This is a genomic window from Rhizobium mesosinicum (assembly GCF_019511345.1).
Taxonomy (GTDB): Bacteria; Pseudomonadota; Alphaproteobacteria; order Rhizobiales; family Rhizobiaceae; genus Rhizobium; species Rhizobium mesosinicum.
The window spans coordinates 152,332-179,207 of record NZ_JAEUAK010000003.1; the positions used below are offsets into that span (position 1 = coordinate 152,332).

Here is a 26,876-nt window from a genome sequence, read left to right on the forward strand (position 1 = left end):
ACACTCACACTCACACTCTCACGAACGAAACCCTATTTGCCCGGCAACATCGTCTCGAGGACGCCGTCGCGACGTACGAGCCCATGGAAAAGTGCTGCAGCGAGATGCGTCAGCACGAGCGCGAAGAACGCAAAGGCAAGATAATAGTGCGCGCTCCAAAGGAGTGCGTGCAGGGTATCGCTCTGCGGCAGTATCGGCGGGAGATTCACTCCCCCAAACAGCACGATCGGATAGGCGGCGGCAGACAGCATAGCCCATCCGATTAACGGCATCGCGATCATCAGCGCGTATAAGCCGACGTGAGACAGATGCGCGGCAAGCTTCATCGGCTCAGGCAGATCTGCCGGCAACGGCGGAGCGCCGGATAAGAAGCGAACTATAAGGCGAACCAACGCAAGGACGAGTATGACGATCCCAAGCGTCTTATGCGTCACCAGGAGAGGCACATACTCCCGTCCAATAGTGGAAACCATTCCGACGCCCATGAAGAGCATCGCGAGGATGCCAATTGCCATCAGCCAGTGCAGCAGGCGCTGGACGGTCGTGAAACGGGTCTTGACGCTACCGTTCATCATGGCTTCGCGCTCGCTCCAGTTCGAGGATAGTTGGCAGCTTCCGACGTCCGCAGGTCATAGGATCTGGCGTAGGCCGCCGAACGGGCTGCTGGGAACGGGTCGTCGGAAACCCGGATGCCATTGGGTAGGATGGTCGGGTCAAAGTTGATGTCACGGCATGGGCCATCCGACTCGCGCTCGACTTTCTCGACGATCAAAGTTCCAGCCTCGATGGTAGGTCGGCTAGGTGGCCAGGCCTTGGTGGGATCCGACGTCGGATCAGAGGGATCGGCCACTGTCAACACGAGCGACCAACGCTGAGGCGAACGCGCAACCCGTTCGGTTATATCTTCTTCGAGGTGATTTGCGCCGAGCTTGGCGAACTCGTCGGCCGAAATAGGCGCGGCCTGCGCCTCCGGTCGCCATGACCAGCGCACGGCGTACTCGGCGCCAGAGACATTCGTGAAGATGAAAGCATTGAGACTGTTAAACGTTACCTCCGCATAGCTGGCGGTCCATGGGGCCTTTGTAGCCCACTCGCCGAACGCGACGAATTCTGGATGGGCGCCAACGAAATCTTTCATCGCGTCCGGCTCCTTGCTCGCCGACGCCTTGAGCAGGTCGTAAAAGCCTTGCGGGGTCGAAACCGCAAACACGGGAGAATCGATCATGGCCATTCGCCAGACGTCGCCGTCGGGCGCCGAGATCTGTACGCCGATGCCCCGAACCCGAACCGTCGGATCGGCGGCGTTCGGGTCGGGTGTCGCAAGATTGAAGCGGCCGAGTACAGGGTATCGACCAGAGACGAAGATGGACGCCTTGGAAATCGCGCTGCCCTTTCCGTTCGCTTCGAACGTGCCGGTAAAGCAGACGCCCTTGGCGTGGTTTCGCCGATGCCCGAGAGCGGCTCCGCCAGGAGGCGCCAAGGCGCCGACAATTTTCGTCGACGTCAGGCGATTGGGCGAGAGCCATCCTGCGGTGTATGCGAACGCTCCGACGCCGAAGCCCACGATTGTCGCTATCAACACGAGGGATCCTAGAGCGGAACGCTGCGGGCTTGGCATTCAACAGTCTCCGTCGTGGCGTGAGGCGCGATTGCGGCCGTAGAGATGGCGCACAGGCAAGATGCCATCGCTGGTTTGAGAGGTCAAATGCTCGTGTCAGACTTCGGAGACTTCTGCCGGCGTACCAATACAATCAAACCAAGACCACTCGCATTTTCGGCAAACCATCCAGATTTCCGCCCCGGCCTGTGTCCGAAAGTCCCTCACGAACGTCTCCGCTGCTTACCCTTGGCCGTCCGGAGGAAAGGCAACCCTGTCGTCATCAGGCGCATCTGCCCACGCTCAAATCGCGACCAAAGCCAGGAATGTCCACGACCATTAGGGAATAGAGGCAATGAGGAGACTCTCGACTATCAAGCTCGCTCCTGTCACGGTGTCCCTTACGGTGCTGTTCTGTCTGCCGGAACAATCGTACACGTGGGCTATTAGCTGCTTGCGATCAAGAAAACGGTGGATGAGGACTATCGTCCAGGTCAGATGAGTTTATTGAGCAGCGCAATCAACTGCCCCTGCTTGGAAGTGTCTGTTTTCGTAAAGATAGATCGAAGATGCGTCCTTGCAGTCTCATAGGTCACATTGCAGATATCTGCGATGTGCATCAGCTCCTTCCCCGTAGTAAGGAGGCCTGCAATTCTGGCCTCGGCTCCTGTTAAGCCAAATAAAGCACGTGCAAGGCGCATGTCATCCGGACGTTGATTTTCATCGGGATCGACTAGGATCCCCAGCGCCCATCCTGTATTGAAGACGTCCAGCAGACTGGCGCGCAGTCTGTGTATCTTCAAAACAAGGTCACGTTTGCCATCACGCGCCAGCCTGACGAGCCCATCGCCCATAACGCTTCCGCTCGGGTGTTGAATGGCGCTGCAGGCGGCCGCTCTCACACGAGCACCGTCTCCGCTGCGTGGAGTCGAAATCTGCCCCTGCCTGAGATTGATACCGTGCCCGAGCATGGTTTGTGCTCTCGCATTGACACGGATAATATTTCCCGCCCTGTCGAAAAACAGTCCCGCCACATCCAATAGATCGAAAGCGTCGTCCATCGCTTCTATTTTGGTGTGCGAAAGTTTGCGAGCCACCGTTCCGGCGACCGACATCTGATTGCGAAAGCGGTGCAGGATCGCCTGCTCCTCATCGGAGAAGGGCATGTCATCGATCGCCCGATTCAGAAGAACGGCATAAAGATCGTTATCCACATCGAAGCCGACATAAGCACCATAAAAGAAACCATGTGGCCGCAGGAACTCCTGATAATAAGGATCTGTCCGATATTCATCTTCAGTTGCGCAATCCTTATCGGTCATTATTCCTCTCCGTTCAAGGACAGGAATGCCTCTGGCGCGGACACAGGTTTTGTAGAGTTCGTTACGGAGATAGAACTCCGTCATATCCTTGGCATTGTGGGTGAACTCGATGGAACCGGGGACCTGAGCGCGAATGGGCATGATGTTTGCTCCAGCCGCACCGCTCCCTCTCGCAAAAAGATCGAGAGCATCATGCCAAGGCGTGATCCCAATAGACGCCTCGAACAGCAGATCGGTAGCTTTTCCCAGTAGTTCGATGTCCACGGCCACCCACCGTTAGCAAAAATTCCCCCAATATATAGCAACTTGGCCCACAATACCTTCTTTTGCAAACGCCCTTTTGCGGTTGATCGAGCTTGAGTGATGACGGCACTGTTCGGAACTAAGTAAAGATGGCGGAGCTGGATGCTCGATCGCAGCTTTCGGCTGACCTTAAATGGCGAAGACGAGCGCAAGGCTTTCACCGCCTCCTCGGCGGCGGCCTACTCGACGCAAAACCAGAGGCCAAATAAGTCGTTGGTTTGCTGGATCAACTTGTAAGTCAGCGCCGAAGGTTGCCCCTCGCGCCAAGCCGAACTAACGCATACCCGGCGCCACCAATCTCAATCAAAAGGTCCGCTCTCATTTCCCCATCGGTGACCACTTTGATTTTGGTCCACTTGTCTCTCTTGGTATCGAACGGAAGGGGCAATCCTTCTCGTAGCATGAGGGTTAGCTCAGGTGCTCCTTCCGACTTATAGATACAAATCCTCATCGCACCGAACCTTGTCTGCACAGATTTGTGACAGCTATATTGCAGTGCGTTGTCAGCTATTGCAATGCCGCAAGACCATTCCGCAAATTTGCCGACGTATGTTTCCGTCCTCCTGCCACTATACTACTGCTTCTTTCGCCGCGTCGCCTTGTGCATATCCCAACGGGCGGATTGGCAAGCTGCCGCACCCTTTGGGACTTAGCCGAAATGGATGATCATATTTTGAGCGGCTTTCACTAAATTAGCGAATTTCCTGCGCTTTTTTAAGCATTCGAGATGTTCGCACCGCGGCCTTCCGTGCGATTTCAAACTGGCATGAAAGCTGCGTGTCAGCTTTGTATGCAAGATGGAAATACACAACAGCCAGCGCAGATCAACATCGAAGCGTCCATTGTCTCCGGCATCTTGTCGGCGCGTATTCGCCCAGGCACACGGCTTGGTGAAAGCCAATTAGCCACACTGTTCGAAGTGTCTCGCACCCGCATCCGCGAGGCTATGATGCGCCTCGAAACGCGGGGCATCGTGACGGTCAGCCCGCGTCGCGGCTGGTTCGTGGTGGAGCCCTCGGCAGAAGAATCGATGAAGGTCTACGAGGCCCGGCGCATCATCGAGTTCGGGCTGCTGCGTAATCTCTCCTCGGTCAGCGAGCAGGATCTGGAGATACTGGCCGCTCATCTGCAGGAGGAGAAACTTGCGATCGCCAAGGGCGACCGGCAGCGCCTGACCTGTCTGATGGGCGATTTCCACATCCGCATCGCCGAAATCGCGGGAAACGAAATCATTGTCGAAACGCTGCGCGATCTGACGGCGAGAACGATCCTCATCTCGATGCTCTACCAGTCCGACTTTCATGCGCAGGAATCCCATAACGGACATTGCCGCATTTTCGAAGCGCTGCGGGAGGGAGATTTCAACGCCGCCGCCGAACTGGCGATCCGCCACCTCGATGAAGTCGAAACGGGCCTCGATCTCACCCACAGGCCCGACCCGCTTTCAGACCTGCGCAATTCCCTTTCACTGCCTCCCTTATCCTCTGAACCAAAGGAGTAAATCAGCATGTTTTCCAGACGCTCTTTTCTTGCCATTGCCGCTGTCTCGGCGACGCTTGGCTTCGCCCCTGCCGCCTTTGCCGATGCCTTGGGCGACATTACCGGTCGCGGCACGATCCGCATCGCCGTGCCACAGGATTTTCCGCCCTTCGGCAGCGTTGGCACCGATATGGCGCCGCAGGGCTATGACATCGATGTCGCCAACCTGATCGGCAGCAAGCTCGGCGTGAAGGTGGAACTGGTGCCGGTGACCAGCGCCAACCGCGTTCCCTATCTCCAGACGAACAAGGTCGATCTTGTCATCTCAAGCCTTGGTAAAAACCCGGATCGCGAGAAGGTCATCGACTTCTCCGCCGCCTATGCGCCTTTCTTCAATGGCGTCTTCGCACCAGACTCCGTGGCAGTCACGAAAGCAGAGGAACTGTCCGGCAAGACGGTCGGCGTAACGCGCGGCGCGGTCGAGGATCTGGAACTGACCAAGATCGCTCCGGCTGATGCGACGATCAAGCGCTACGAGGACAATAACGGCACGATTTCCGCCTTCCTTTCCGGCCAGGTCGACGTCGTGGCAACGGGCAACGTCGTCGCGGCAGCCATTCTGGCCAAGAATCCGCCGAAGCGGCCGGAACTCAAGTTCCTTATCAAGAACTCGCCCTGCTATATCGGGCTCAACAAGGAACAACCGGCACTTCTCGATAAGCTGAACGCCATTCTCGCGACCGCCAAGACCGATGGCTCACTCAACGCCATCGCTCAGAAGTGGCTGAAAACCGACCTGCCGAAGGATATCTGAGAAACCTTCCGAGACCGCGCACCGACCTGATGAATGAGCCGTTGCGCGGTTTCGCTGTCGAAAGGAAGTAATCGGTGCATTACAAATTCGATTTCGGATGGCTCCTCGACTATTCCCCCCAGATCGCCAAGGGTGTTCTGGTTACCCTCGAGCTGATCGCGGTAGGCGGAATTTTCGGCATTGCCCTCGGCATATTCTGCGCCTGGGTCCGCGCGCTTGGGCCGAAGTGGTTGCGTCCGCCGGTTGCCACCTACGTGGAGCTCATCCGCAACACGCCGTTCCTTATCCAGCTCTTTTTCATCTTTTTCGGTCTGCCGTCATTGGGGCTGCAATTGTCGGAAATGACGGCAGCCAACATCGCAATGGTGGTCAATCTCGGCGCCTATAGCTGCGAGATCATCCGCGCCGGCATTCAGGCGACGCCGAAGGGGCAATTCGAGGCGGGCGCCAGCCTGGCGATGACCCGTTTCGAAACCTTCCAGCACGTGGTGCTGGTGCCGTCCCTGCAGCGCATCTGGCCCGCGCTTTCGTCCCAGGTCGTCATCGTCATGCTCGGATCTTCCGTCGTCTCGCAGATCGCTGCGGAGGATCTGACATTTGCCGCCAACTTCATCCAGTCGCGCACCTTCCGCGCCTTCGAAGCCTACATGGTATCCACCACCATTTATCTCCTGCTCGCGATCCTTCTTCGGCAGGCGCTCGTGATGGTGGGCGGATTCATCTTTCCGCGCGGAGGCACGAGATGATCGAATTTACCACCTGGGATATCCTCAGAAATCTCCTGCTGGCAACCCGTTGGACCGTTCTGCTTTCTCTCGTCTCATTTATCGGCGGAGGCATCGTCGGGCTGTTGCTGCTGTTCGCGCGCCTTTCCCGAAAAAAATGGCTCCGAACGTTTTCGAAATATTACGTCGAGCTGTTTCAGGGCACGCCGCTGCTGATGCAGCTCTTCATCGCCTTCTTCGGCCTTGGCTTGTTCGGCATCAATGTCCCAGCCTGGCTGGCGGCCGGCCTGACGCTGGTATTTTGGGCGGCGGCGTTCCTGACGGAGATCTGGCGCGGCTGTGTAGATGCTGTTGCGAAAGGCCAGTGGGAGGCTTCCGCAAGCCTGGCCATGGGCCGCTTGCAGCAGATGCGTTACGTCATCCTGCCTCAGGCCATGCGCGTCGCCGTGCCGCCGACGGTCGGCTTCATCGTGCAGGTGATCAAAGGCACCGCGGTCACCTCCATCATTGGTTTCGTGGAACTGTCCAAGGCAGGCACGGTGGTCACGAACGCCACATTCCAACCCTTCGTGGTCTACGGCCTCGTGGCCCTCATCTATTTCGCCCTGTGCTGGCCCTTGTCGAAGAGCAGCCAGATCCTCGAAAGGAAGCTTAATGTCGCTCATCGAAATCACTGAAGTCCGCAAGAGCTACGGCGCGAACGAGGTTTTGAAAGGCATCAACCTCGATGTCGAACCGGGTGAGGTCCTCGCGATCATCGGCAAGAGCGGTTCGGGAAAATCGACGCTGCTTCGCTGCATCAACGGGCTGGAGACCATTTCGGCCGGTTCGATCGCTGTCGCCGGAGCGCAATTGCTGGACGACGACGTTCATCTCAAGGCCCTGCGGCTGAAAGTCGGAATGATCTTCCAGCAGTTCAATCTCTTTCCGCATCAGACTGTGGGCGGCAATGTCATGCTCTCACAGATGGTGGTGAAAAAGACGCCGAAGCCGGAGGCGGAAGCCATCGCCCGCAAGATGCTGGAGCGTGTCGGGCTGGCGCACAAGTTCGATGCCTATCCGGACGAGCTTTCGGGCGGTCAGCAGCAGCGCGTGGCGATCGCACGCGCGCTTGCCATGGAGCCGATCGCGCTTCTGTGCGACGAGATCACGTCGGCCCTCGATCCCGAACTCGTGGCGGAAGTGCTTTTGGTCGTACGCGAACTTGCATCGGAAGGCATGACGCTGCTGATGGTGACGCACGAGATGAAATTCGCTCGCGACGTCTGCTCTCGCGTCGTCTTTATGCACCACGGCAGGGTGCACGAGATCGGCCCCCCAGAAGAGATCTTCGCCAATCCGCAAACCGCGGAGCTGAAGCAGTTCCTTGGGTTGAATTGAGGACCTATTTGAACAGCCAAGGGTGAGGCGCGTGCGAGCAACCGGCTGAGAAGCCTCGCCGGCCTCGGTGAAAGCGCGGGTTCAGAGAAGGAAAGGCGGCCCGAGGCAGCCTTCAGACTGGTGAAAAGTCCTTTCTAACCTCCTTCCGCGATTTTGATTCTGATCCGTTCTTTTTTCGATTAAGAGACGTCCCTGAATCTTAGTCTTTCCGGATGGGTGTCAGGGGTTGTCCGCAAGCGGAAGGCGACCCGAGGCCGCGTTTTCCAGGAGGTCCCAGCATTCCTGCCAGTCGTTCGCCGCCTCTGCGACCGCTGTATCGCCATGATAGGCGGGCGCGCAGTTGGCCGCCGGGCGACTTTCAGGGTTTGTTGGAACAACTGGTATCGACCTCCGAACAAATCGCCGCGCTTGAGAAGGAGCTTCGCATTCGCGCCAGGCAGGATGATCTCGCCTCTCGACTGATGACCATTCCGGGCGTCGGCGCAATTCGCGCCATAGCGATCGAAGCATTAGCGCCGTCGGCCGAGACATTTTCCAAGGGGCGGGATTTTGCGGCTTGGATCGGTCTCACCCCAAAGCAGAATTCTTCCGGAGGCAAGGATCGGCTTGGTACAGTCTCCAAGATGGGGGAACGCGATCTTCGTCGTCTCCTTGTCCTCGGCACTACAGCGGTAGTGCGCTGGGCAAGACGATACGGAGCGCCTGCCGGGACATGGTTGGCAAGAATGCTTTCGAGGAAGCCGCCGAAGCTTGTCGCGGTGGCTTTGGCAAACAAACTTGCGCGCATCGCCTGGGCCCTGATGGCCAGCGGCGGCGTCTATCAAGCTCCGGCATCTGGCGCTGCGTAAAGTAGGGTCGAACAGCCGCGAGGCGTCGGGAATGTGGAAGGTCTAACGGAGGATTATGGGCAAACGGTCAGAAACGGAATCGGAAGAATCATTAGGTGGATGAGTGCCTCGAGCACGCCGGTCCGAATTGGCTCCGATTCACGCATTCCATAAGGGCCCGCGACGTGTTGAGGTCGCTTTGCGAGGCCGGACACACGTCAGCACCCGACCAAATTGCCTATACCGACGTAAGATTCTGCTTGCATTACCGGGGCGTCCACACACGTCCACCTGGATCCGTCAGGGCTAATCACCTCCCGCGACGGTGTGGCGGGACATCTTCTCACTACCAGGCAACAGAGCCGTCACCAGCCATGTCGATTTGCTTAATTCCAACGAGACGAAGATTGCGCCAAGATCGACGAGGGTAGCGGTCTGAGCTTGAGATTGATCTGCTGTTATCGGCATGGTTGGCCTCCAGAGAGGTTTCTTGCGACCTCACTCTGCCACGGTGCAGGCCGCTACTCACCCCTGATGGGATCTCAAGAGCTTCAATGAGCTATATGCCGAAAATCAGGAACGCGCGCGTTGTGTAACGACAATGCTTTTACGGATCTTGTAAAGATATTGTCGTTACGCTATATAGGTGCAAACAGGAGTTTGCCATGCCGACCTCACACACGAGCAAAACCTCGGACGCAAGCGTACCGCTGAATATGCGCATCAAGCCTGCAACCCGTAATCTGATCGATCGCGCCGCTGAGTTGCTTGGTAAGACGCGAACGGATTTCATGTTAGAAGCTTCCGAGCGCCGAGCCGAGGAAGTGCTGCTCGACCGCACTATCGTCACCGTAAGCCCGGAAATCTATGCTGAATACCTTGCCCGGCTCGATGCACCCACGCAGCCCAATGAGCGTTTAGCGCGCACCATGACGACCAAAGCGCCGTGGGATAAGGCGTGACACTCAGCCCACCGGCACCGCTCGCCGATCATCATGATCTGGCTGAGTTCAATTCCGGGGTCATTGAACTGGACACCTGGCTGCGGCGTCGCGCCCGTTCTAATCAAACAAGCGGCGCATCGCGGACCTTCGTCGTGTGCGAGGAGAGCCGCGTCATCGCCTATTACGCGCTCGCCTCCGGCGCCGTCAAACAGCCGGAAGCCCCTGGCCGGTTTCGGCGCAATATGCCTGATCCGATTCCGGTCGCTGTGCTTGGTCGCCTCGCCATCGATCAATCCTACCAAGGGCGCGGTATCGGCAGGGCATTGGTGCGTGATGCGGGCCTGCGCCTGCTCAATGCCGCTGAGGTACTTGGCATTCGAGGTATGCTCGTTCATGCGGTTTCAGATGACGCGCGAGCCTTCTACGAGGCCGTCGGCTTCCTGCCTTCTCCTTCCGACCCCATGATGCTGATGGTCGGATTGCATGACCTCAATAACGCGCTGAACCCTTAGGAGGGACTCATCAGCAATCTCGGTTGAATTCATTCCATCTCACTTCTAGCTCACTGAATTTCGGCAGCAGCTCCCGACATTAAATGAGGGCGAGTTCGAATTCCTTCAACTGCCCAGACTTCAAGGTCTCAGGTTGGCTCCCATTAAGGCATTTAATCAGACTCGGCTGATTTCATAATCGCTTACGGATCGGCTCCAATCGCCCTGCTGACCTCTACGAATTCGGCCACATCAAGCCGTCGTTCGCCAAGTTCGAATTTTGAGAGAAGGTTTGCCGTTGACCGATCCGGTGACCCAGCTCAGCCTGGGTGACATTCGCGGCCTTTCTCGCCGCAATGAGGGCATCGATCATCCGGCGATAAACAATCGCATGAAAAGAGGACAATTTAGATCGCCAGTTGAAGAAAAACCAGCAACCTCAAAATAGGGTATCAATCAAAGGTAGAGAGCGAGGGGTCATTGAACTACGCCAGCTATCCTACTTCGTTGCGGTGGCCGAGGAGCTACATTTCGGCAGAGCCGCAGCCAAGGTGAGTATCACCCAGCCTGGCCTGTCAGACGCGATCCTGGCACTGGAGAAGGAGCTCGGCGTGCAGCTTTTCATACGCTCGACCAGGCGGGTGGAACTGACAAGAGCAGGGGCGGCTTTCTATGAGCGGTCAGTCCGGATCCTCAGCGAAGTGGATCTGTCGAGAGAGATCGCCCGCTCGGTCGGCGGAAGGTCGGCGCGGAAGATTGCGATCGGCACTGTCTATCCCGCCACCATCGGCGTGCTGCCGTCCTTCCTGTCGCGCATCGGGAGGAAATACCCTGACATCCGCATGCATATCGAAAGCGGCACCACCGATGACATCATCCGCCATATCGAGGCAGGCCGCATCAATCTCGGCTTCATCCGGCCGGTGGAGAATATCGGCTCGCTTCGCTTCTTCTCGATTGCCCATGAGCGCTACCTGCTGGCGGTGGCCAAGGAGAGCCCGCTGTCATTGAAGAGCGAGATCGATCTTGCGGATCTGCGCTCGGAGAAGATCATCTGCTTTTCCCGTCAGAACCTCTCCTACAGCGAGCGCTATTTTGCGGAAAAGTTCGAGGAGCACGATCTGACCGACAATGTCGCCTACACCTGCGACGACACCTTCTCGCTGGTGTCGCTGGTCTCGGCCGGCCTTGGCATCGGCTTCGTGCCGGAATGGACGCAGGATCTGCCGAATCGCGGCTTTGAGCTTAAGAAGGTGAGAAGGTGAGGGGCATTGACTTCAAGATCGGTCTCGGTGTCGCCTGGAACCGGGAGGAACCGACTGCCGGCCGTGACGACATCATCGATATCGCTCGGTCATTGGTGCGGCCGGGGAGGTGAGGGGTGCGACTTTGTCTTGCCGATATCTCGTCGCTCGACGACGCCATCTTTGGCGCTGCCAAGGATCCGCGGCTCGGTCGCATTTTCATGAACAGAACCATCCGAACCTATCCCGCCTTTGACGGGTTTTTCGGCATGGAAGAGACGATCGAGCGGATCGTTTCTTTCTTCAGACATGCTCCCCAAGGCTTGGAGGAGCGCAAACAGATCCTTTATCTCCTCGGTCCGGTCGGCGGCGGCAAGTCTTCGCTTGCCGAACGCCTGAAGCAGCTGATGGAGGTCAATCCCACCCATGTGCTGAAAGCCGGTGACGGCCTCAGCCCGGTCTTTGAAAGCCCACTCTTAAGCTTCAAGCCGGGCGAACTCGCGTCCGAGAACAAGTAGCTACCTTGACTATGAACGGAGCGCGCGTCGGAACGACCAATTTCAGCGACAGGCCTCGCGGCCTCCACTCGTGTAAGTGGATTGACGGCGAGCGAGGACCTTGCTTTTCGAATACCTAACAGACCTCGAGCGTACGCCGTTGTCCGAACAAACGGCCTCAATACTTCTCTTCCCACCTGATCACACCCATCGCCGTCTCCTCTGCGTTTCGATAGGACCGCGGTGTGCGTGGTCCGGGCGCGGTGGCCCAGCATTCGCCACCGGACTTGCATAAGTCGCATACATTACGTTTTTAAGTAAAACTGGAGGTGGCTATGAAGCAGTTCTCTTTTTCCGACATGAACAGGGCTTCGGGAGAGATCTTGGAGACTGCATTGATCGAGCCCGTAACGCTCACAAAGCGTGGCAAGGAAAAGCTCGTCATTCTGACGGCCGAGCAGTATCGAAAGCTGCTGGGTCGCTCCCACACCGCCGCCTACAGTCCCGAGGATGCACCCGATAGCGTTCATGACGAGCTGATGTCTGGTCTCGGCGCGTTGCTCGAAGACGGACATGTTTGAAGCCGGAGACGTCGTTCGTTTCCATTACCTTTGGAAGCGACACGCCGACGCCGGCGAGGATGCCGGCCGCAAGGCGCGCCGGTCTGTGTTGTCGTCCGGACCGCTGCCGTCCCAGGCGTCGTCTTTCTATTTGCCATCACCTCGCAGATCCCGAAAAACGAGCGCTTGTTCCTGCCGATCAGCCAGATCGAATGTCGCCGCGCCGGCCTGGACTTTCCCTGTTTCATCATTCTCGACGAATATAACCGTGTCGAGCTGGACAAGGCGTTCGATTTCGAGTCGACCACGCCGCTTGGCGGTTTCAGCGCAGCCTTCCTCAAGAAAATCGCCGGTGTCGTGAAAGAGGCAGCGGCGAGTCGTCGACTATCTGCCGTGTCACGGTCTTGAGGGGACGCCCTTTGCGAGGTGGAATCCTAAATCGTTCATGGTAAACCTGCGTGCTCATACCGGCAGAATCGCAAGGACCGCGGCTGTTGTTAGCGAGAGTGGCGTTGCAGCCTTCGGGACCACGCCAATCCTTCCAAGATCGCACATCCAGCGCCGATGTCCGCGACTAAAACGCAAAATGATGGAGGATATTCCTCGGGTAGGCACGCGCTTTTTTGCAGAGTTCTTCTATCTGCTCGTCACTGATGCCAGCAAGTATCCCGGTGCGCACCAGCACCGAATCTAAGCCGGCCGACTGCGCGCCGAGAATATCGTGATCGATGCTATCGCCAATGCAGACCACGCGACGACGGTCGGTGCCACCAACGAGCTTCAATGCGTGTTCGTAGATTTCGGGATAGGGTTTTCCGAGCCAGGTGACGTGACCGCCCATCGCCTCGTAGAGCTTGGCGATGCTGCCTGCGCCCGGCGCAATGGAGCCGTTGCTTAACTTATGGATGTCGGGATTGGTACAGTAACATGGGACCCCGCTTTCGGCCGCCGGACGCAGCATTTCGCGGTAGTCATCCATAGATATGTGTTCGGCTTCACTGCCGGAAATAATTACGATTTCGGCTTCCGACGCCTGTTCGATGGAAACCAAGCCAAGCCGATCCGCGAGATTGCTATCTCCACCGCTGGAAATCGTGAAGCACCGGACCCCCTGCCTGATCGAGTTTTCAGGCTGTGACAGGATGTCGAACGCCACGTCTCCCGATGTGACAAAGAAGTCGAAGCTCCCAGGGGCGAAGCCGAGCTTAACAAGCCGCTCGGAATTATATTCGCCGCTTCTGCCGGAGTTCGACAAGATGACGACTTGTCGGCCTGCCGACGCGAGTTCGGCCAGGGCTGCAATAGCGCCCTCATAGGGGCCGGCGTCATCCCTCAGTACGCCGAACTGGTCGATGAAGAAGATGTCGTATTTTTGCACCAATTCGGGGAGGGTGACAGGGGTTACTCTAGGCACTGGCGTTATCCAATCGAGAGAGAACCAACGCAGCCGTACCCACAGCTGCCTCGACTGATCTCGCTGCCAAAGTGTTGATGCCCATTGCCTGCGCCCTCATTGAGGTCCAAACGTGATTGCGCGCCCCGCCTCCTACCGTCCGAAGGCTCACGAGTGTTGGTGCACCCAACTCGCGTAATCGCTGGTACCCCAGTCGTTCGATCTCCGTCATGCCCTCGAGGATGGCTTGAAAGAATTCACTGTCGTCGGCAGGGCGAGGCGTAAGCCGGGGCGGATACTGCGGGTCGTTGATCGGGAAACGTTCGCCGGGACGAAGGAGAGGATAGAAATCGAGACCCAGTTTGCGGCTTGGATCGATCTTCTCTGTCAAATCGTCCAGCCGGTCGTCACCGATCAAGGCACGCACGACGTTTCCACCGCTGTTTGAAGCGCCGCCAACGAGCCAGAACCGACCGACGCGGTGCGAGTAAATCCCGTATTCCGCCGCGTTGATTGGAGCATCCGACGCCAGTTTGAGAACGATCGTCGACCCCAATGCAGTCACAGCGTCGCCTATGGTCGACGCTCCGGTAGCCAGAAACGATGCGCACCCGTCAGTCGTGCCCGCGTGAAACCAGGCTGAACTGGGCAGGCCCACCTTCTGGAGGAATCCTCCTACCGGTGCTATCCTCTCGCCTGCGCGATAGACAAGAGGCAACTTGGATACGTCCATTCCCGCCACTTCGACCCACTCTGGCCAACGTTCCACCTCCAGATCGAAACCCGACTTGAGCGCATTGTTTTCGTCGCTGACGTGCCCTGGACAGCCCAATTTCATCAAGATCCAGTCGGCTTGATGGACGACGGTGTGAGCATCGTCGAGACGCGACAAATAGATAGCACGGGCTAGTCCCGAGTTCGCACCAGCCGCCGTGCTGCCCACCGGAGCCTCTTTTGCTATGCTGTCGATGATTGCAGCATCGGGGCAGGGATCATTATACATGAGGACCTGGCCCGTCGGCTGGTCGGCTCGATTGAGCGAGAGAACTGTCCCGGAGGTCCCGTCGACGGCGACGCCTTCGACAGAGCGGAGGTCCGTTGTTTGCGCGAGGCGTTCGATTGCCTCTGCTACCCTGTTCCACCAGCATCTAGGTTGACGCATCTCGTCGGGCGTTTCGAACGGTGCGGAGGCGAAGCCGACCGGATTGCCCGCACGATCGATAGCCGAGGCGCGAGCACCGGAGGTGCCGATATCGATCCCGAGTGCAACAGCTTGGCTAATCTTCGCGTTCACGCGGGCCGCCTTTCCGAGCCTCGGTCTAGCGCCTGTCGATATTGTTCCGCTTCCCAGTGCGTCAACTCGTATTCGTCGTCGTTCGAGAGATAAACCACCGACGCCTCTTCCGGGATACGGCTCACTACCTCCGCGAGGCAACGGGCCATAACTTCGCCACCCGCAGTGAGCGTGCTCGACAAGAGTACTCCCTTATTTGGGACGATCAGCATTTTCGGCGCTTCGCGCCCTTCCCGCTGCCAAGTGGCTTCCAGGTCGGCCGCGCTTTGTCCCTCCGAGAGCATACCGATCTCGGTTCCAAGGAAAATGACGTGGTCCGGATAGAGCGACCCGCCGAGTGCGATCTTCAGATTCACATCGGAAAGCGCGACGGTATGGCTTTCGTGGTCACGCGCAGGATGATAGCCGGAACCCTTTGCGATCCGCTCCAGCGCATCGATGTCGGGGGAACCGCTATTTCGCGACGGACATGAAAGTGCCTTCGTGACACGGTCGATCCGATCCGCCACTTCCTCCACCGTGCTGCCGCACACGATGATGCCGTGATTGAACAGGATCAGGACATCCGGGATCGATGCGGCTACTTTCTCGATTTCCCTGGCGAGCGGAGTCCCCGGACGCCTATACGGTATTGTCATCCAGGTGAGGTCGGAAACAGCGCTCATGCGCGCAGACAACTCTGCCTCGCGGTTCTCAAGGACAGCCAGAGCGATCGCGTTGACGCAATGATAATGCGCGACGACCTGACTTCTCAGTGCCGCGTGAAAGCTGGTCTCGATCGAAGGCCGAAGTCCACTTGAATTCAGTTCGGAAACGACGAAATCAGTGGATTTTTCGGCGCGTGGATCATCCTCGCGTAGCGCCGCGATTAGCGGATCAACCACAACCGGCACCATGATGTCTTCAGCACCCGCCCTGGAAAGCCACGTGCCTGACGCCTTCACCCACATGACGCCGTCGCTCTTGATGGACGTATTACCGCCTGCGCCCTGCGTCTTGAGGATATCGCTGCCGATCTGACTGGAGAGCCGGAGGAAGTCTCTGAATAGCTCGGTGTCCCTGAGGTCCGGTTTGGTCATATTGTCTCCCTCCTGTTGCCCTGTCGCCTCCTTGTTCGGGACGAGCGTGAGCGAACTTTTGCGCGATCCTATAAATGTGATTGTAGATCGTCAACGATGAAGATTTCCCCTCATCGGCTGTTGCGATCTTTCGACTGATATGATTATAGTTCGTCAAAGATGCTGAGGGAGAAGCGTCATTGGAGGTCTGCTTTGAACGATTCCGATCGCCACCGTCTGATCGCCGAGATGCTTCGCGAACGGCCCTTCGCGTCGGTCCGCGATTTGCAGGAGCGACTTGGTGTCTCTCCTGCGACAATTCGAAGGGATATCGACAAACTTCATGAGATTGGGGTCGCCCGGAAGGTTTATGGCGGGATTTCCGCGACTGAGCCGTCGACCACGGCACGCCTTTCCGCTCGTCCCTATGACGAAAACCGCGACATAGCTGTCGATGCAAAACGCGCGATCGCCGAAACCGCTGCGGAGCTGGTGCGGGACGGAGATTCGATCATCGTGCATGCGGGATCGACCTGCTACCAACTCGGTCTGAAATTGGCTCGCCGCAACGTCCGCCTCTACACAAATTCCATGCCTCTGGCCGCATATCTCGGCGAGAATGGCACTTGTCATCTCACTTTGGCGGGCGGAGTGCTGTATCGCGAGCCTGGAATTATCCACGACGCGTCGGCGGGCGCGCCCGACTTCTTCGCCTCGCGGTTTTTCGTCGGGACCCAGGGTATCAGCAGCGAGGGGCTTCTTGAATCGCATCCGTTGTTGACGAAGGCGATTGGGGAGTTGAGCAGTTGTGCAGACGAAATTGTCCTTCTGGCAGATAGCCGCAAGCTCTCGATTCAGCCGCGCAATGTCGTCCTCCCACTTTCGCGTATCGGGACGATCGTCATCGACGACGGACTCTCTGATGTCGGGGCGAAGATGCTTGAGGACGCGGGCGTTAGAATAATGATCGCAACGGTGGGAGGCCAGGCATGACACCATCAAAAGCGATCGCGGTCTTCGATCTCGGCAAGACCAATTCGAAACTCTTTATCTTCGATACAGACGGGGCTGTACTTTCCGAGAGTCGAACGAAGCCGTTGTGGGTCGAGTTCGAGGGGTTTCGCGTTCTCGACGACGAGGCTCTCTACGAATGGATGAAGACCTCGCTGACGCGTGCGGTCGAAGACCATTCGGTGGGACATGTCATCTTCTCCGGTCACGGCTGCACATTTGCGCTCGTCGAGCAGGATCACCTTGTCCACCCGATCCTCGACTATGAACAGGAACCTCCTCCGTCGCTGGCAGAGCGCATCGAGATGTCGATACCGTCCTTCTTAGAGACATACTCTCCAAAGCTGCCGCTGGGTTTCAACTACGGGCGGCACATGCTGTGGCTGGAGGCCGTCAAGCCCGAGGCGCTAAACCGCGCCGATGCTGTTCTTTCCTATCCGCAGTTCTGGTCGTGGAAATTCTCAGGCCGCAAGGTCTCCGAGGTCTCGTATATCGGCTGCCACTCTCACTTGTGGGCACCCATGCGAAGTGATTTCAGCAGCCTGGTCGACAGTCGAGGTTGGCGTGAGAAGATGCCCGCCTTCGAAAAAGCGGGGGCTGCCTTGGGCCGCTGGGGGGGCGCTCCGGACGAGGGGACTTCATTCTCCGTCGTGGTCCACAATGGTGTGCACGATAGCAATTCTGCGCTCTACTACTATCGCTCAGTCGGCTTCCAGGACTTCACCCTCGTTTCTACCGGCACGTGGGTCGTGATCTTCAATTCAGAATGCCCGCTCGAGGCGTTGGATGAACATCGCGACATGCTGGCGAACGCCACCGTTGACGGAAGGCCCGCGCCGACGATCCGGTTTATGGGCGGCAGAGAGTACGATCTTGCAAGCGGGGGCTGGAACAAGCCGATCAGCCATGGAGCGCTGTCACGCGTGATTGCAAAAGGCGTATTCGCATTGCCATCGTTTGCGCCCGGCGGACCAATGCAGGGCTTCGAAGGCCGTTTCGTAGGCCCCGAGGTCGAAGGCGAAGAGAGGGCGGCAGCAGCGCTTCTCTACGTGGTTCTCATGACCAGTCTGTCTCTCGATCTCATCCGATCGGCGAACCCGGTCGTCATTGACGGTGGCCTGGTCAAGACGGGTTTGTTCGCCGAGATACTCGCACAGCTGCGTCCTGCGCAGCCGATATTTACCAGCCCGACCGCTGAAGGAAGCGCGTCTGGGGCTGCGGCACTTGTTTTCGACACGTTAGGTCTGAAGCCGTTTGCAAATGAGACACGTCAGGTAGAACCGGCGCAGCTTTTCGGTCTCGAAGCCTACCGGGATACGTGGAAAGCACTGGCTGAGATCGACGAACCGGAGGCGGCGCAAAGGAAGGAGTTCCACGCATGAGCGCGGCAACCATGGAATCACGCGCGCCCGTCCTGGAGATGCGCAATATCAGCAAGACGTTCGCCAGCACCAAGGCGCTGACCAATGTCTCGCTGACAGTCTATCCGGGTGAAGTCCATGCTTTGATGGGTGAGAACGGGGCTGGCAAGTCTACGCTGATGAAGGTCTTGTCCGGCGCCTATGTCGCGGACCCTGGCGGCGCTGTCCTCGTCGAGGGAAAACCGATCGTGGCGGGCGATCCGATCAAGGCCAAGGCAAACGGCATATCGGTCATATACCAGGAACTGTCGCTCGCACCTAACCTGACGGTTGCCCAAAACATGTTCCTGGGTGCCGAGCCGTCGCATTATGGCATCGTCGACAAGGCCGCAGCACGTGCCCGCGCCGAGCCTATCCTCAAGCAACTGGGCATCACATTCGCACCGTCACAGCTTGTGGCAACGCTGTCTTTGGGTGAACGCCAGATGGTGGAAATCGCCCGGGCTCTGACCACGAATGCGAAGATCATCGTCATGGACGAGCCGACCACCTCGCTAACTTCCAGGGAGACGGAACGGCTGTTCGACGTCATTGCGGGCCTCAAGAGACGTGGCATCGCGGTCATCTACATCAGTCACAGGATGGAAGAGATCTACGCACTCGCGGATCGTGTCAGCGTCCTGCGCGACAGCGCTTACGTCGGCACGCTCGAGCGCGAAGACCTGTCGGCCGAAAGATTGGTTTCGATGATGGTCGGTCGCGATCTCTCGACCTTCTACAAGAAAGAGCACCGCCCACCCATCCAGGCGTCCGGAACGGTTCTGTCCGTAAAAGACGTCGGTGATGGCCGCCGGGTTCTCGGATGTTCGTTCGACGCAAGGGCAGGTGAGGTTCTCGGTATCGCCGGCTTGGTGGGATCTGGCCGGACGGAACTGGCGCGCCTTATTTTCGGTGCGGACCCGAAAACGACTGGCACGGTGTCTCTGGAAGGCAGAGAGCTGGCTATTGCCGGACCTCGCGATGCAATGGATGCAGGGATCGCCTATCTTACCGAGGACAGGAAGGGTCTCGGACTTTTCCTCGATATGACGATCAACGAGAACATCAATATCGGCGTTATCAGCAGAGACGCCGGCCCCGGTGGCATCCTGAATTTTGCCGCCGCAAAGGAGCGTGCGGCCCGCGCCATCAAATCACTCTCCATTCGGACGCTGAGCGCAAGCGTCAATGTCGGCGCTCTATCAGGCGGCAACCAGCAGAAGGCACTGATCGCCCGTCTCCTCGAAACGAAGCCCAAAGTCATCATTTTCGACGAGCCGACACGCGGCGTCGATGTAGGTGCCAAATCCGAGATTTACCGGATTATCGACGAGCTCGCTCAGGCGGGTATCGCGATCGTCGTGATTTCAAGTGATTTGCCGGAGATCATCGGCATTGCCGATCGCGTCCTCGTCATCCGCGAAGGCCGCATTGCCGGCGAAGTTCTGGCGACGCCGGATCAGCCAATCAGCCAGGAAGCCATCATGGCGTTTTCCACCGGATCGGCATCGAAAGTCGCCTGAGCCGGACAACAAAGACGACGGGATAAAGATATGACCTCGACATCAACCGACCAGCCGAACGCCGGCAAGGCAAAATTCAGATCGACGCTGACCGCGCTCGGTATGTTGCCGGTGCTCGTCATACTGGCCATCGGATTCCATTTGTTGAGCGGTCGCTTTCTAAGCGTCAACAACCTGTCGATCGTCATGCAGCAGGCATCGATCAATACCGTTCTGGCGGCCGGAATGACGTTCGTCATCCTGACGGGCGGCATCGATCTCTCGGTAGGCTCCATCCTTGCTGCCTCGGCAATGGTCGGCGTGATCGTCTCTCTCTGGCCGGACGTCGGCATGCTGGGCATCCCGGCGGCGATCGGCGTCGGTCTCGCTTGCGGTGTTGTCAACGGAACCATCATCTCGGCGCTCAAGCTTCCGCCCTTCATCGTCACGCTCGGCTCGCTGACCGCCATGCGCGGCATCGCCCGACTGCTTGGCAATGACACCACGGTTTTCAATCCCGACCTGCCGTTCGACTTCATCGGAAACGGCAGTTTCTTCGGCGTGCCATGGCTCGCGATCATCGCACTGGCGACAATCCTGATCTCGTGGTTCATCCTGAAGCGCACAGTATTGGGGACTTGGATCTATGCCGTCGGCGGAAACGTGGAGGCAGCGCGCCTCACCGGGATCAAGGTGCCGCTGGTGCTGCTCTTTGTCTACTCGATGTCGGGCCTGCTTTCGGGACTGGGCGGGGTGATGTCTGCGGCTCGTCTATATGCCGCAAACGGCCTGCAGCTTGGCCAATCGTACGAGCTCGACGCGATCGCAGCCGTCATTCTCGGCGGAACCAGCTTCGTCGGCGGTGTCGGTTCGATTTGGGGTACGCTGATCGGAGCCCTCATCATCGCGGTGCTGTCCAACGGCCTCATCCTCGTCGGCGTTTCCGACATCTGGCAGTACATCATCAAGGGGCTTGTCATCATCGTTGCCGTAGCGCTCGACCGTTACAGGCTGAAAGGACTTAGCCGCACCTGACGTGTGGCTGGAGGAACCGGGGTTACCGGATAACGGGGCGCAGGAAGCGCCATAAGGAGGAAAATATGCGCATGATTTCGAAACTGCTCGCAGCGACCGCTTTGGCCGCAGCCATCGCAATGCCGGCAGCCGCCAAAGACCTTCAGAAGATCGGCATTTCCGTCGGCCTGCTTGGCAACCCGTTCTTCGTTGCGACCATCAAGGGCATCGAGGACCGTGCCAAGGAAATCAATCCGAACGTTCAGGTGACATCGGTTTCAGCCGACTACGACCTCAATAAGCAGGTTTCGCAAATCGACAGCTTCATCGCCGCTGGCGTTGATATCATCATGTTGAACGCCGTCGATGCCAAGGCAATCGCCCCTGCCGTCAAGAAGGCCCAGGCTGCCGGAGTGATCGTCGCCGCCTTCGACGTTTCGGCCCCGGGCGCTGACGTCACCGTGATGACGAATAACATCAAGGCTGGTGAAGAGGCGTGCCAGTACATCGTCGATCAGCTCAAGGGTAAGGGGAACGTCGTCATCATCAACGGCCCCGCGTCCTCTTCGATTCTCGATCGCGTCCAAGGTTGCAAGAACGTGCTGGCCAAGAGCCCCGACATCAAGATCCTGTCCGACGACCAGAACGGCCAGGGTTCACGTGATGGCGGTCTTGCCGTCATGCAGGGCCTGCTGACGCGTTTCGACAAGATCGACGCGGTCTTCGCCATTAACGACCCGACGGGCATTGGTGCGGAACTTGCCGCCAAGCAGCTGAACCGCAACGAGTTCTTCATCACCGCCGTCGACGGTGCCCCGGATATCGAAAAGTCGCTCGCAAGCGGCAATTCCATGATCAAGGCATCCGCTTCCCAGGATCCCTATGTCATGGCCGGCGACGCGCTCAAGATGGCGGTCGACGTTCTGAACGGCAAGAAGCCGGCGGAAAACACCGTCCTTCTCGATCCCAAGCTGATCACCGCTGACAACGTCAAGGACTACAAGGGCTGGACCGCCGCTCGCTAAGGTCTCCTCCCAGGAGCTCGCCGGTGCCGAAAGGCCCGGCGAGTTCTCTCCTTCAATGAAATTCAGGAATTCGGTGTCATGTCCAAAATCGGCGTCCACTCTTTTGTCTGGAGCGCTGGCTCGTCTCGTGATGAGCTTGAGCGCACGCTTACGAGATCGCACGAACTCGGCTACAAGCTCGTGGAATTTTCCTATCTCGATCCAAAGCTGGTGGACGTGAAATGGCTCGCGTCCCGCATCCGGGACCTGGGCCTGGACGTCGCCGTGAGCATGGGTCTCCCGAGCGAAGGCGACATCTCCAGCGATGATCAATCGGTTGTCGCTAACGGTGAGGCAATATTGGACAGAGCCGTCGCGCTCGTTCGCGATCTCGGTGGTACGAAGCTCGCCGGCATCCTGAGTTCCTCGCATGGAAAGCAGGAGCATGCGTTGTCTCGCAAGGGTTGGGATACCAGTGTCAGCACGCTGTCACGCGTCGCCGATCGCGCAAAGGAAGCCGGCGTCACACTCAATCTCGAAATCGTCAATCGGTTCGAGAGCAATATGCTCAATACGGCTGCTCAAGGCTTGGCCTACATCAAGGACACGGGTGCCTCGAACGTCTTCCTGCATCTCGACACCTTCCACATGAATATCGAAGAAGCTGACGTTGGACTGGCAATACGGAATGCTGCCGACAAGATCGGCTACGTCCACATTGGCGAAAGCCACCGTGGATACCTTGGAACCGGCAACATCGATTTTGCCGGCATCTTCGACGCGTTGGTCGCTATTGGATGGGATGACTATGTGACCTTCGAATCCTTCTCAACCGCTATCGTGGATAAGGATCTGTCGTTGAAGACAGCGATCTGGAGAAATCTCTGGGATGACAATGTTGCGCTCGCGCGCCACGCCCGCCAATTCATTGAGCTCGGTTTGGAGACCGCGCGCCTCAAAGCCCAACTTGTAAAGAATGCTCACGCACCATCGGCTTAGAGTTTCCGAATATCTAAGTCAGGGGCAAAGATGGCGGAGCCTATGCCCGCATCAAATACGGCGCGCAGCTTCTTAGGCACATCGAGAACGAAAAAAGAGCAAGGACTGGCGCGGCAAAATTGAAAGGGCTCCGAAAAGATTGGCGAATGCGTCTCGGGCTGTACGCGCGTAATCGGAGCCGAACCTGAACAGGACCGGCAACCGCCTCGGCGCGGATCTCGCGGTTGCGCAGGTCTTCTGGTAGTCGATCAGAGTCGGGCGTGGTGGAATAACCAAGCGCGATTGTCAGCACTGGTCAGGAAAGCGGCCCTCCGTTCCGATCGTCCTTGCGGTCGAGCATGTTGGACAGTTTAGAATTGCAGCTTCAGCGCCGCGCTGGCGCTGTGGCGGTTGAGACCATCGCCGAATTCTCCACGGTAGGACACAGACAGGGTTGCCTGATCTGCGAGTTGAAGCGCCACTGACCCGCCGGCCAAGACCGTGTTTTCAATGTCAGGCAGTCCTTTTACCGTAAAGGTGCCGCCGTTTTCGAACGTCAGATCGGAGCGCGGCATGTCCTGGTCGATGATCGTTCTCCAGGCGACGCCAAGACCGGCGGTCAGAGGCTTGCCAGCGATCATTGCCTGTCGCTCAGCCCTTAGGCCGATTGTGGCTGCAAAGATATCTTCCAGTGCGTCGTCACCGTAAAGCGACGCCGCCCCGCCTGTTTCCCGGAAGCTGTCGCGTCGGCCGATCGCGAGATCGAGTCTCCCAAAAGGCGAAAGCGTCAGATCGTGGGGGACTGCGAAATCATAGGATGCCTCCGAGAAGACCTGCGCCGTATTGCCGCGGTAGCTCGCCTCCTGCGTATCGGAAAAGCCGTCAAAGGCAATATCCCGGCGCGTTTCGATATCATGCCAGCTGTTGGATGCACCAAGCTTCACCTGGAGATTGCCCATTTTATGGACGGCGTAGACGCCAAGGTGGACGCTATCGATGTTCGCGGTCGAGCCGAGGTCGGATATGCGGAAAGAGGATTGTCCGAAACCGGCAAAGATTCCTGCCGACATATCGTCGATCATCCAATCTGCGCCATAAAGCATCCCGCCCCGCGCGCTCGTTGTGCTGGAGGCGTTTCCATCCGATCCCATCTCGGAAAAATTGCCATAGGCCGTTGTCCACACTCTGGTACTGCTTCCAAACACCTCGTCCAGCCGATCGTAAACGGCATTGCGAACGTCGTCCGCCTCACCAAAAAGGCTGCTTTGAAGCGAGGCGTGGATTTCACCCGAAAGCTGGTCGAAAGCGTATCGTGCTTCGGCCCTGTCAGTGTAGAGAATGGCGTTATAGAGCGCGAGGCTGCTTGAGCCGCTCGTCTGATCGAGAAAGTCGAGACCTAAAGCGGATTGCTGCTGATTTTCGGTCAGCGCCGCACTCGGAAACAGGGAGCCAGGGCTAAGAGCAGTGCGAAGGGTCAATGTGACGTCAGTGAGCGAATAGCTGAGGAAAGACTTCAGAAATGCCGAATCGATCTCCAAATTCCCGAACGCGCCTGAGACGGTACCGGCCGACAGAATCTTGTAGGACTGGCCATTGACGTAGCTGACTGCCGGATCCCACAGGATCGTCTGCACGCTGGCACCGTTCAGGAACGCGGTGCCGCTGACGACGACGCTGTCGCTGAGACCGGTGTTACCGATTTCGATTTCGAAGAGGCTACTCGGATCGAAGGTCAGATCGCCTGCGACGGTCAAAGTTCCGATCGAATTCCCGGGAGCAAGAACGCTGTCTGCAGCAAGCGACGTAGTCCCGACAGTTCCCGTCCCTTGAAGCCTTGCGCCGGACGCGATGTTGACGGCGCCACTCAGGCTGCCGTTAACGGAAAGCGTTCCGCCGAGCACGTCGGTGTCCCCGGCGTAGCTGCTGCTGCCGTTCAGCCGAAATAGGCCCGTCCCCGTCTTGACGAGACCACCGTCTCCGGTGATAGAGCCGCCAAAAATGGAAGAGCTGTCGTCGCCGCCGACGGTCAAGATCGCGCCATTGGAAAAGTTGACGTTTCCTCCGGAAGAGCCTGCGCCGGAAAGAGAGCCGATTGTTTCTGAGGCGGCGACATCGAGCCCGGTGCCGGCACGATCTGCAAGGTTCACGTTGGCGTCGTCAGCCAAGGCATTGCCATTTTGCACCGCCAGCCGCCCCTGCGCGATTTCGATGTCGCCGGAACGCGTGTTGTTGCCCGAAAGCGTCAGCGTGCCTACCCCGGTCTTCGTCAGACGGCCTGTCCCGGAGACTGTCCCGGCAAATGTCACCGTATTACCGCTCGTATCAATCGTTGCACCGGCGCTTCCGATGACAACGCCTCTGGCTGCGGGAGAGGCCACGGCACCGAACGTTTGCAGAGTCGCGCCATCGAGGGTCAGGATGTTGGTGGCGCTCCCGTCGCCGAGGGAGGCGGAGGACCAGATGGAAAGCGTTCCTCCGAGCACGTTCATTGCGCCCGAGAAACTGTTGTTGCCAAAAAGCCCGAGAGTGCCCGTACCCAGTTTGGTGATCGACCCGCTCCCGGACAGGACGCCGCTGAATGATCCGCTTGCGCCGGAACTGCCAACCGATAGGTTCGCGCTGCCGAGCAGAACGTTGCCGCTACCCGAGAGGCTGGCGAAAGCCTGGTTGAAACCGGCCATGTTCAATTGCGCGCCGGTGCGTATCTCAAGCTGAGACGAGGTGGAAAGCGCGTTGGCGGCCATCAATTGCAATTCACCTGCCGCTACGGTCGTCGCGCCGGTGTAGGACTGGCGGTTGGTGAGAGTGAAGGTGCCGGTGCCGGCTTTGGTCAGACCGCCACCACCCGATATTTCGCCGTTAAAGGCCGTGGTACTGTCACCGGCGCCGACTGACAGAACAGCATTGCTGGCGACCTCGACGGTGCCGCTGCCGGTCAACGCGTCCACAGCTTCGCTGGCATTGATGCCGAGCGCGCCGTCGAGGCGGATGTCGGCCGAACCCGCGAACACGTTACCGCCGTCGGCAGTCAGGGTCGCGCCCGAGAGGATGTCGATTGACAAAGTCCCCTGTGACCGTCCCGACCACCGAAAATCGCCGGCGATGGTCAGCCCGCCACTCGCAACGATCGCGCCGGAATAGGTGCCCGATCCGATCGAAAGGGCTCCCGCAGTGCCGATCAATCCGGCGCCGTAGAGGCTGTTGAGCGACGCGTCATAGGTAGTCAGGTCGAGGACCGAGCCAGATAGGAGCTGAATCGAATCCAGCGCGGAGAGATTTGCAGCGGTACCTGCGTCGAGAATGCTGAGCCTCCGATTGGCCGAGAGCACGACGCCGCCGACATCGATAAACCTTCCCTGCCAATCTCCGCCCCGGCTGAAGGTTACGCGGTTTGCGCCGTCGATCGTGCCATTGAAAGTGAAGTCCCGAATCTCCAGGTCAGCGTTGCTGAGACGGATGGTGCCATTGCCCGCAAGGGAGGCGATCCAATCGCTGTGTGTTCCGAGATCGATTGTTGCGCCGGATGCGACGGTTGTCGTGCTGGACCGTAAAATCGCGCCTTGGCCCTGGCCTGGAACCACCAGTGTACCGGAATCGACAAAAACGTCTTTGTGCCCGTCGGAAAAGAAGGTATCTGCAAGCGTGACGGTGCCGCTGTCGGCGCCGCCGCCGAAATGAACTTCCGCGTCCCCGCGGAGCCAAAACAGGTCTAGATTGAGGTTGCTTCCGGGGATGGCGGAGAAACGCACCGTGGCGCCGGTCAGGATATCGATTTCTGGGACGAGATCGACGGTTCCGACCGCCACGGATCTAATCCATCCCCCCGTCGACATGTGGACCTGATCCGTTCCCAGCTCGGAGCCATCGCTGATCTCGACGTAAGAATTGAGCGAGGAATCGGCCCGGGCAGCAACCACTGAGAGAAAGAAGGTCATAACGGCCGTACCGGCAGTGACGGAATGGAATGAAAAACGGCCCTGTGTTTTCATCAGAATCAGCTTTACGGAAAATTTGATCGCGGAAGCTGTATAAAGGGTCT

At 58.2% G+C, this 26,876-nt stretch carries 23 protein-coding genes and 4 pseudogenes; 19 read left to right on the plus strand and 8 right to left on the minus strand.

Translation table 11 applies throughout. The annotated features are described in order from the left end of the window. Nucleotides 1-32 precede the first annotated feature (32 nt). The 3 genes from JNB85_RS08355 to JNB85_RS31090 form a co-directional block, all read right to left on the minus strand. Nucleotides 33-572 (minus strand): cytochrome b, encoded by a 540-nt coding sequence (locus JNB85_RS08355; RefSeq protein ID WP_220334348.1) that lies wholly within the window; start codon nt 570-572, stop codon nt 33-35. Beyond that, the gene (locus tag JNB85_RS08360) at nt 572-1,618 is read right to left on the minus strand and encodes a catalase family peroxidase (RefSeq protein WP_220333874.1); all 1,047 of its coding nucleotides are present in this window, start codon (nt 1,616-1,618) and stop codon (nt 572-574) included. The genes JNB85_RS08355 and JNB85_RS08360 overlap by 1 nt, the downstream gene beginning before the upstream one ends. 473 nt (nt 1,619-2,091) lie before the next feature. Then, a complete protein-coding gene (locus JNB85_RS31090) occupies nt 2,092-3,183 on the minus strand; it encodes a helix-turn-helix transcriptional regulator (RefSeq protein ID WP_220333875.1) in 1,092 nt (363 codons plus the stop codon). Nucleotides 3,184-4,012: 829 nt separating this feature from the next. Here JNB85_RS31090 and JNB85_RS08370 point away from each other — a divergent pair. From JNB85_RS08370 to JNB85_RS08395, 6 genes and pseudogenes are all read left to right on the plus strand, one after another. Next, nucleotides 4,013-4,723 carry a GntR family transcriptional regulator gene (locus JNB85_RS08370; protein ID WP_220334349.1) on the plus strand — a complete coding sequence of 237 codons (711 nt, stop codon included), beginning with the start codon at nt 4,013-4,015 and terminating at the stop codon, nt 4,721-4,723. 6 nt (nt 4,724-4,729) lie between these two features. After that, nucleotides 4,730-5,515 (plus strand): transporter substrate-binding domain-containing protein, encoded by a 786-nt coding sequence (locus tag JNB85_RS08375; protein ID WP_220333876.1) that lies wholly within the window; start codon nt 4,730-4,732, stop codon nt 5,513-5,515. A gap of 74 nt (nt 5,516-5,589) precedes the next feature. Beyond that, the gene (locus tag JNB85_RS08380) at nt 5,590-6,261 is read left to right on the plus strand and encodes an amino acid ABC transporter permease (RefSeq protein WP_220333877.1); all 672 of its coding nucleotides are present in this window, start codon (nt 5,590-5,592) and stop codon (nt 6,259-6,261) included. Further along, complete coding sequence (locus JNB85_RS08385) at nt 6,258-6,917, plus strand: amino acid ABC transporter permease (RefSeq protein ID WP_220333878.1); 660 nt, start codon at nt 6,258-6,260, stop codon at nt 6,915-6,917. Before JNB85_RS08380 ends, JNB85_RS08385 begins: the two co-directional genes overlap by 4 nt. Beyond that, the gene (locus JNB85_RS08390) at nt 6,895-7,620 is read left to right on the plus strand and encodes an amino acid ABC transporter ATP-binding protein (RefSeq protein ID WP_220333879.1); all 726 of its coding nucleotides are present in this window, start codon (nt 6,895-6,897) and stop codon (nt 7,618-7,620) included. The genes JNB85_RS08385 and JNB85_RS08390 overlap by 23 nt, the downstream gene beginning before the upstream one ends. Nucleotides 7,621-7,985: 365 nt before the next feature. After that, nucleotides 7,986-8,468, plus strand: a pseudogene (locus tag JNB85_RS08395) (IS110 family RNA-guided transposase); the annotation flags it as partial. A 288-nt stretch (nt 8,469-8,756) separates the two neighbouring features. Here the strand turns inward: JNB85_RS08395 and JNB85_RS08400 are convergent. Continuing rightward, nucleotides 8,757-8,915 (minus strand): annotated as a pseudogene (locus JNB85_RS08400) (IS110 family transposase); the annotation flags it as partial. Nucleotides 8,916-9,112: 197 nt separating this feature from the next. Between JNB85_RS08400 and JNB85_RS08405 the strand changes: the two are divergent. From JNB85_RS08405 to JNB85_RS30620, 7 genes and pseudogenes are all read left to right on the plus strand, one after another. After that, nucleotides 9,113-9,409: a type II toxin-antitoxin system TacA family antitoxin gene (locus tag JNB85_RS08405; protein ID WP_220333881.1), complete on the plus strand. Its 297-nt coding sequence runs from the start codon at nt 9,113-9,115 to the stop codon at nt 9,407-9,409. After that, nucleotides 9,406-9,903: a GNAT family N-acetyltransferase gene (locus JNB85_RS08410; protein WP_220333882.1), complete on the plus strand. Its 498-nt coding sequence runs from the start codon at nt 9,406-9,408 to the stop codon at nt 9,901-9,903. The genes JNB85_RS08405 and JNB85_RS08410 overlap by 4 nt, the downstream gene beginning before the upstream one ends. A gap of 277 nt (nt 9,904-10,180) precedes the next feature. Further along, nucleotides 10,181-10,330, plus strand: coding sequence for a hypothetical protein (locus tag JNB85_RS08415; RefSeq protein WP_220334376.1), 150 nt, complete (start codon nt 10,181-10,183; stop codon nt 10,328-10,330). Nucleotides 10,331-10,361: 31 nt separating this feature from the next. Further along, a pseudogene (locus JNB85_RS08420) lies at nt 10,362-11,260 on the plus strand (LysR family transcriptional regulator). 48 nt (nt 11,261-11,308) lie between these two features. Next, nucleotides 11,309-11,632: pseudogene (locus tag JNB85_RS08425) on the plus strand (PrkA family serine protein kinase); the annotation flags it as partial. A 326-nt stretch (nt 11,633-11,958) separates the two neighbouring features. Beyond that, nucleotides 11,959-12,204 carry a type II toxin-antitoxin system prevent-host-death family antitoxin gene (locus JNB85_RS08430; RefSeq protein ID WP_220333883.1) on the plus strand — a complete coding sequence of 82 codons (246 nt, stop codon included), beginning with the start codon at nt 11,959-11,961 and terminating at the stop codon, nt 12,202-12,204. Between the two features lie 165 nt (nt 12,205-12,369). Then, complete coding sequence (locus JNB85_RS30620) at nt 12,370-12,591, plus strand: hypothetical protein (protein WP_223216461.1); 222 nt, start codon at nt 12,370-12,372, stop codon at nt 12,589-12,591. A 166-nt stretch (nt 12,592-12,757) separates the two neighbouring features. Here the strand turns inward: JNB85_RS30620 and JNB85_RS08440 are convergent, their stop codons facing one another. Genes JNB85_RS08440 through JNB85_RS08450 form a run of 3 tightly spaced genes read right to left on the minus strand, consistent with a single transcriptional unit; the run spans nt 12,758 to nt 15,949 of the window. Next, nucleotides 12,758-13,597 carry a TIGR01459 family HAD-type hydrolase gene (locus JNB85_RS08440; RefSeq protein WP_220333884.1) on the minus strand — a complete coding sequence of 280 codons (840 nt, stop codon included), beginning with the start codon at nt 13,595-13,597 and terminating at the stop codon, nt 12,758-12,760. Further along, on the minus strand, nt 13,590-14,870 hold the full coding sequence (locus JNB85_RS08445) for an FGGY-family carbohydrate kinase (protein ID WP_220333885.1): 1,281 nt from the start codon (nt 14,868-14,870) through the stop codon (nt 13,590-13,592). The genes JNB85_RS08440 and JNB85_RS08445 overlap by 8 nt, the downstream gene beginning before the upstream one ends. Further along, nucleotides 14,867-15,949, minus strand: coding sequence for a class II aldolase/adducin family protein (locus JNB85_RS08450; protein ID WP_220333886.1), 1,083 nt, complete (start codon nt 15,947-15,949; stop codon nt 14,867-14,869). Before JNB85_RS08450 ends, JNB85_RS08445 begins: the two co-directional genes overlap by 4 nt. Before the next feature lie 192 nt (nt 15,950-16,141). Between JNB85_RS08450 and JNB85_RS08455 the strand changes: the two genes are divergently transcribed. The 6 genes from JNB85_RS08455 to JNB85_RS08480 all read left to right on the plus strand — a co-directional run bounded on the left by JNB85_RS08455 (nt 16,142) and on the right by JNB85_RS08480 (nt 22,858). Then, complete coding sequence (locus JNB85_RS08455) at nt 16,142-16,921, plus strand: DeoR/GlpR family DNA-binding transcription regulator (protein ID WP_220333887.1); 780 nt, start codon at nt 16,142-16,144, stop codon at nt 16,919-16,921. Then, on the plus strand, nt 16,918-18,321 hold the full coding sequence (locus JNB85_RS08460) for an FGGY-family carbohydrate kinase (RefSeq protein ID WP_220333888.1): 1,404 nt from the start codon (nt 16,918-16,920) through the stop codon (nt 18,319-18,321). The genes JNB85_RS08455 and JNB85_RS08460 overlap by 4 nt, the downstream gene beginning before the upstream one ends. Next, nucleotides 18,318-19,862, plus strand: coding sequence for a sugar ABC transporter ATP-binding protein (locus JNB85_RS08465; protein WP_220333889.1), 1,545 nt, complete (start codon nt 18,318-18,320; stop codon nt 19,860-19,862). Before JNB85_RS08460 ends, JNB85_RS08465 begins: the two co-directional genes overlap by 4 nt. 30 nt (nt 19,863-19,892) lie before the next feature. Then, nucleotides 19,893-20,876 carry an ABC transporter permease subunit gene (locus JNB85_RS08470; RefSeq protein WP_183749984.1) on the plus strand — a complete coding sequence of 328 codons (984 nt, stop codon included), beginning with the start codon at nt 19,893-19,895 and terminating at the stop codon, nt 20,874-20,876. Between the two features lie 65 nt (nt 20,877-20,941). Then, nucleotides 20,942-21,880, plus strand: a complete 939-nt coding sequence (locus JNB85_RS08475) for an ABC transporter substrate-binding protein (RefSeq protein ID WP_132655060.1) — start codon at nt 20,942-20,944, stop codon at nt 21,878-21,880. A 78-nt stretch (nt 21,881-21,958) separates the two neighbouring features. After that, a complete protein-coding gene (locus JNB85_RS08480; RefSeq protein ID WP_220333890.1) occupies nt 21,959-22,858 on the plus strand; it encodes a sugar phosphate isomerase/epimerase family protein in 900 nt (299 codons plus the stop codon). 350 nt (nt 22,859-23,208) lie between these two features. On the opposite strand, the gene JNB85_RS08485 is transcribed toward JNB85_RS08480, so the two are convergent. Continuing rightward, entirely contained in the window at nt 23,209-26,826 is a 3,618-nt protein-coding gene (locus JNB85_RS08485; RefSeq protein ID WP_220333891.1) for an autotransporter domain-containing protein, read from the minus strand. Between the last annotated feature and the right edge of the window lie 50 nt (nt 26,827-26,876).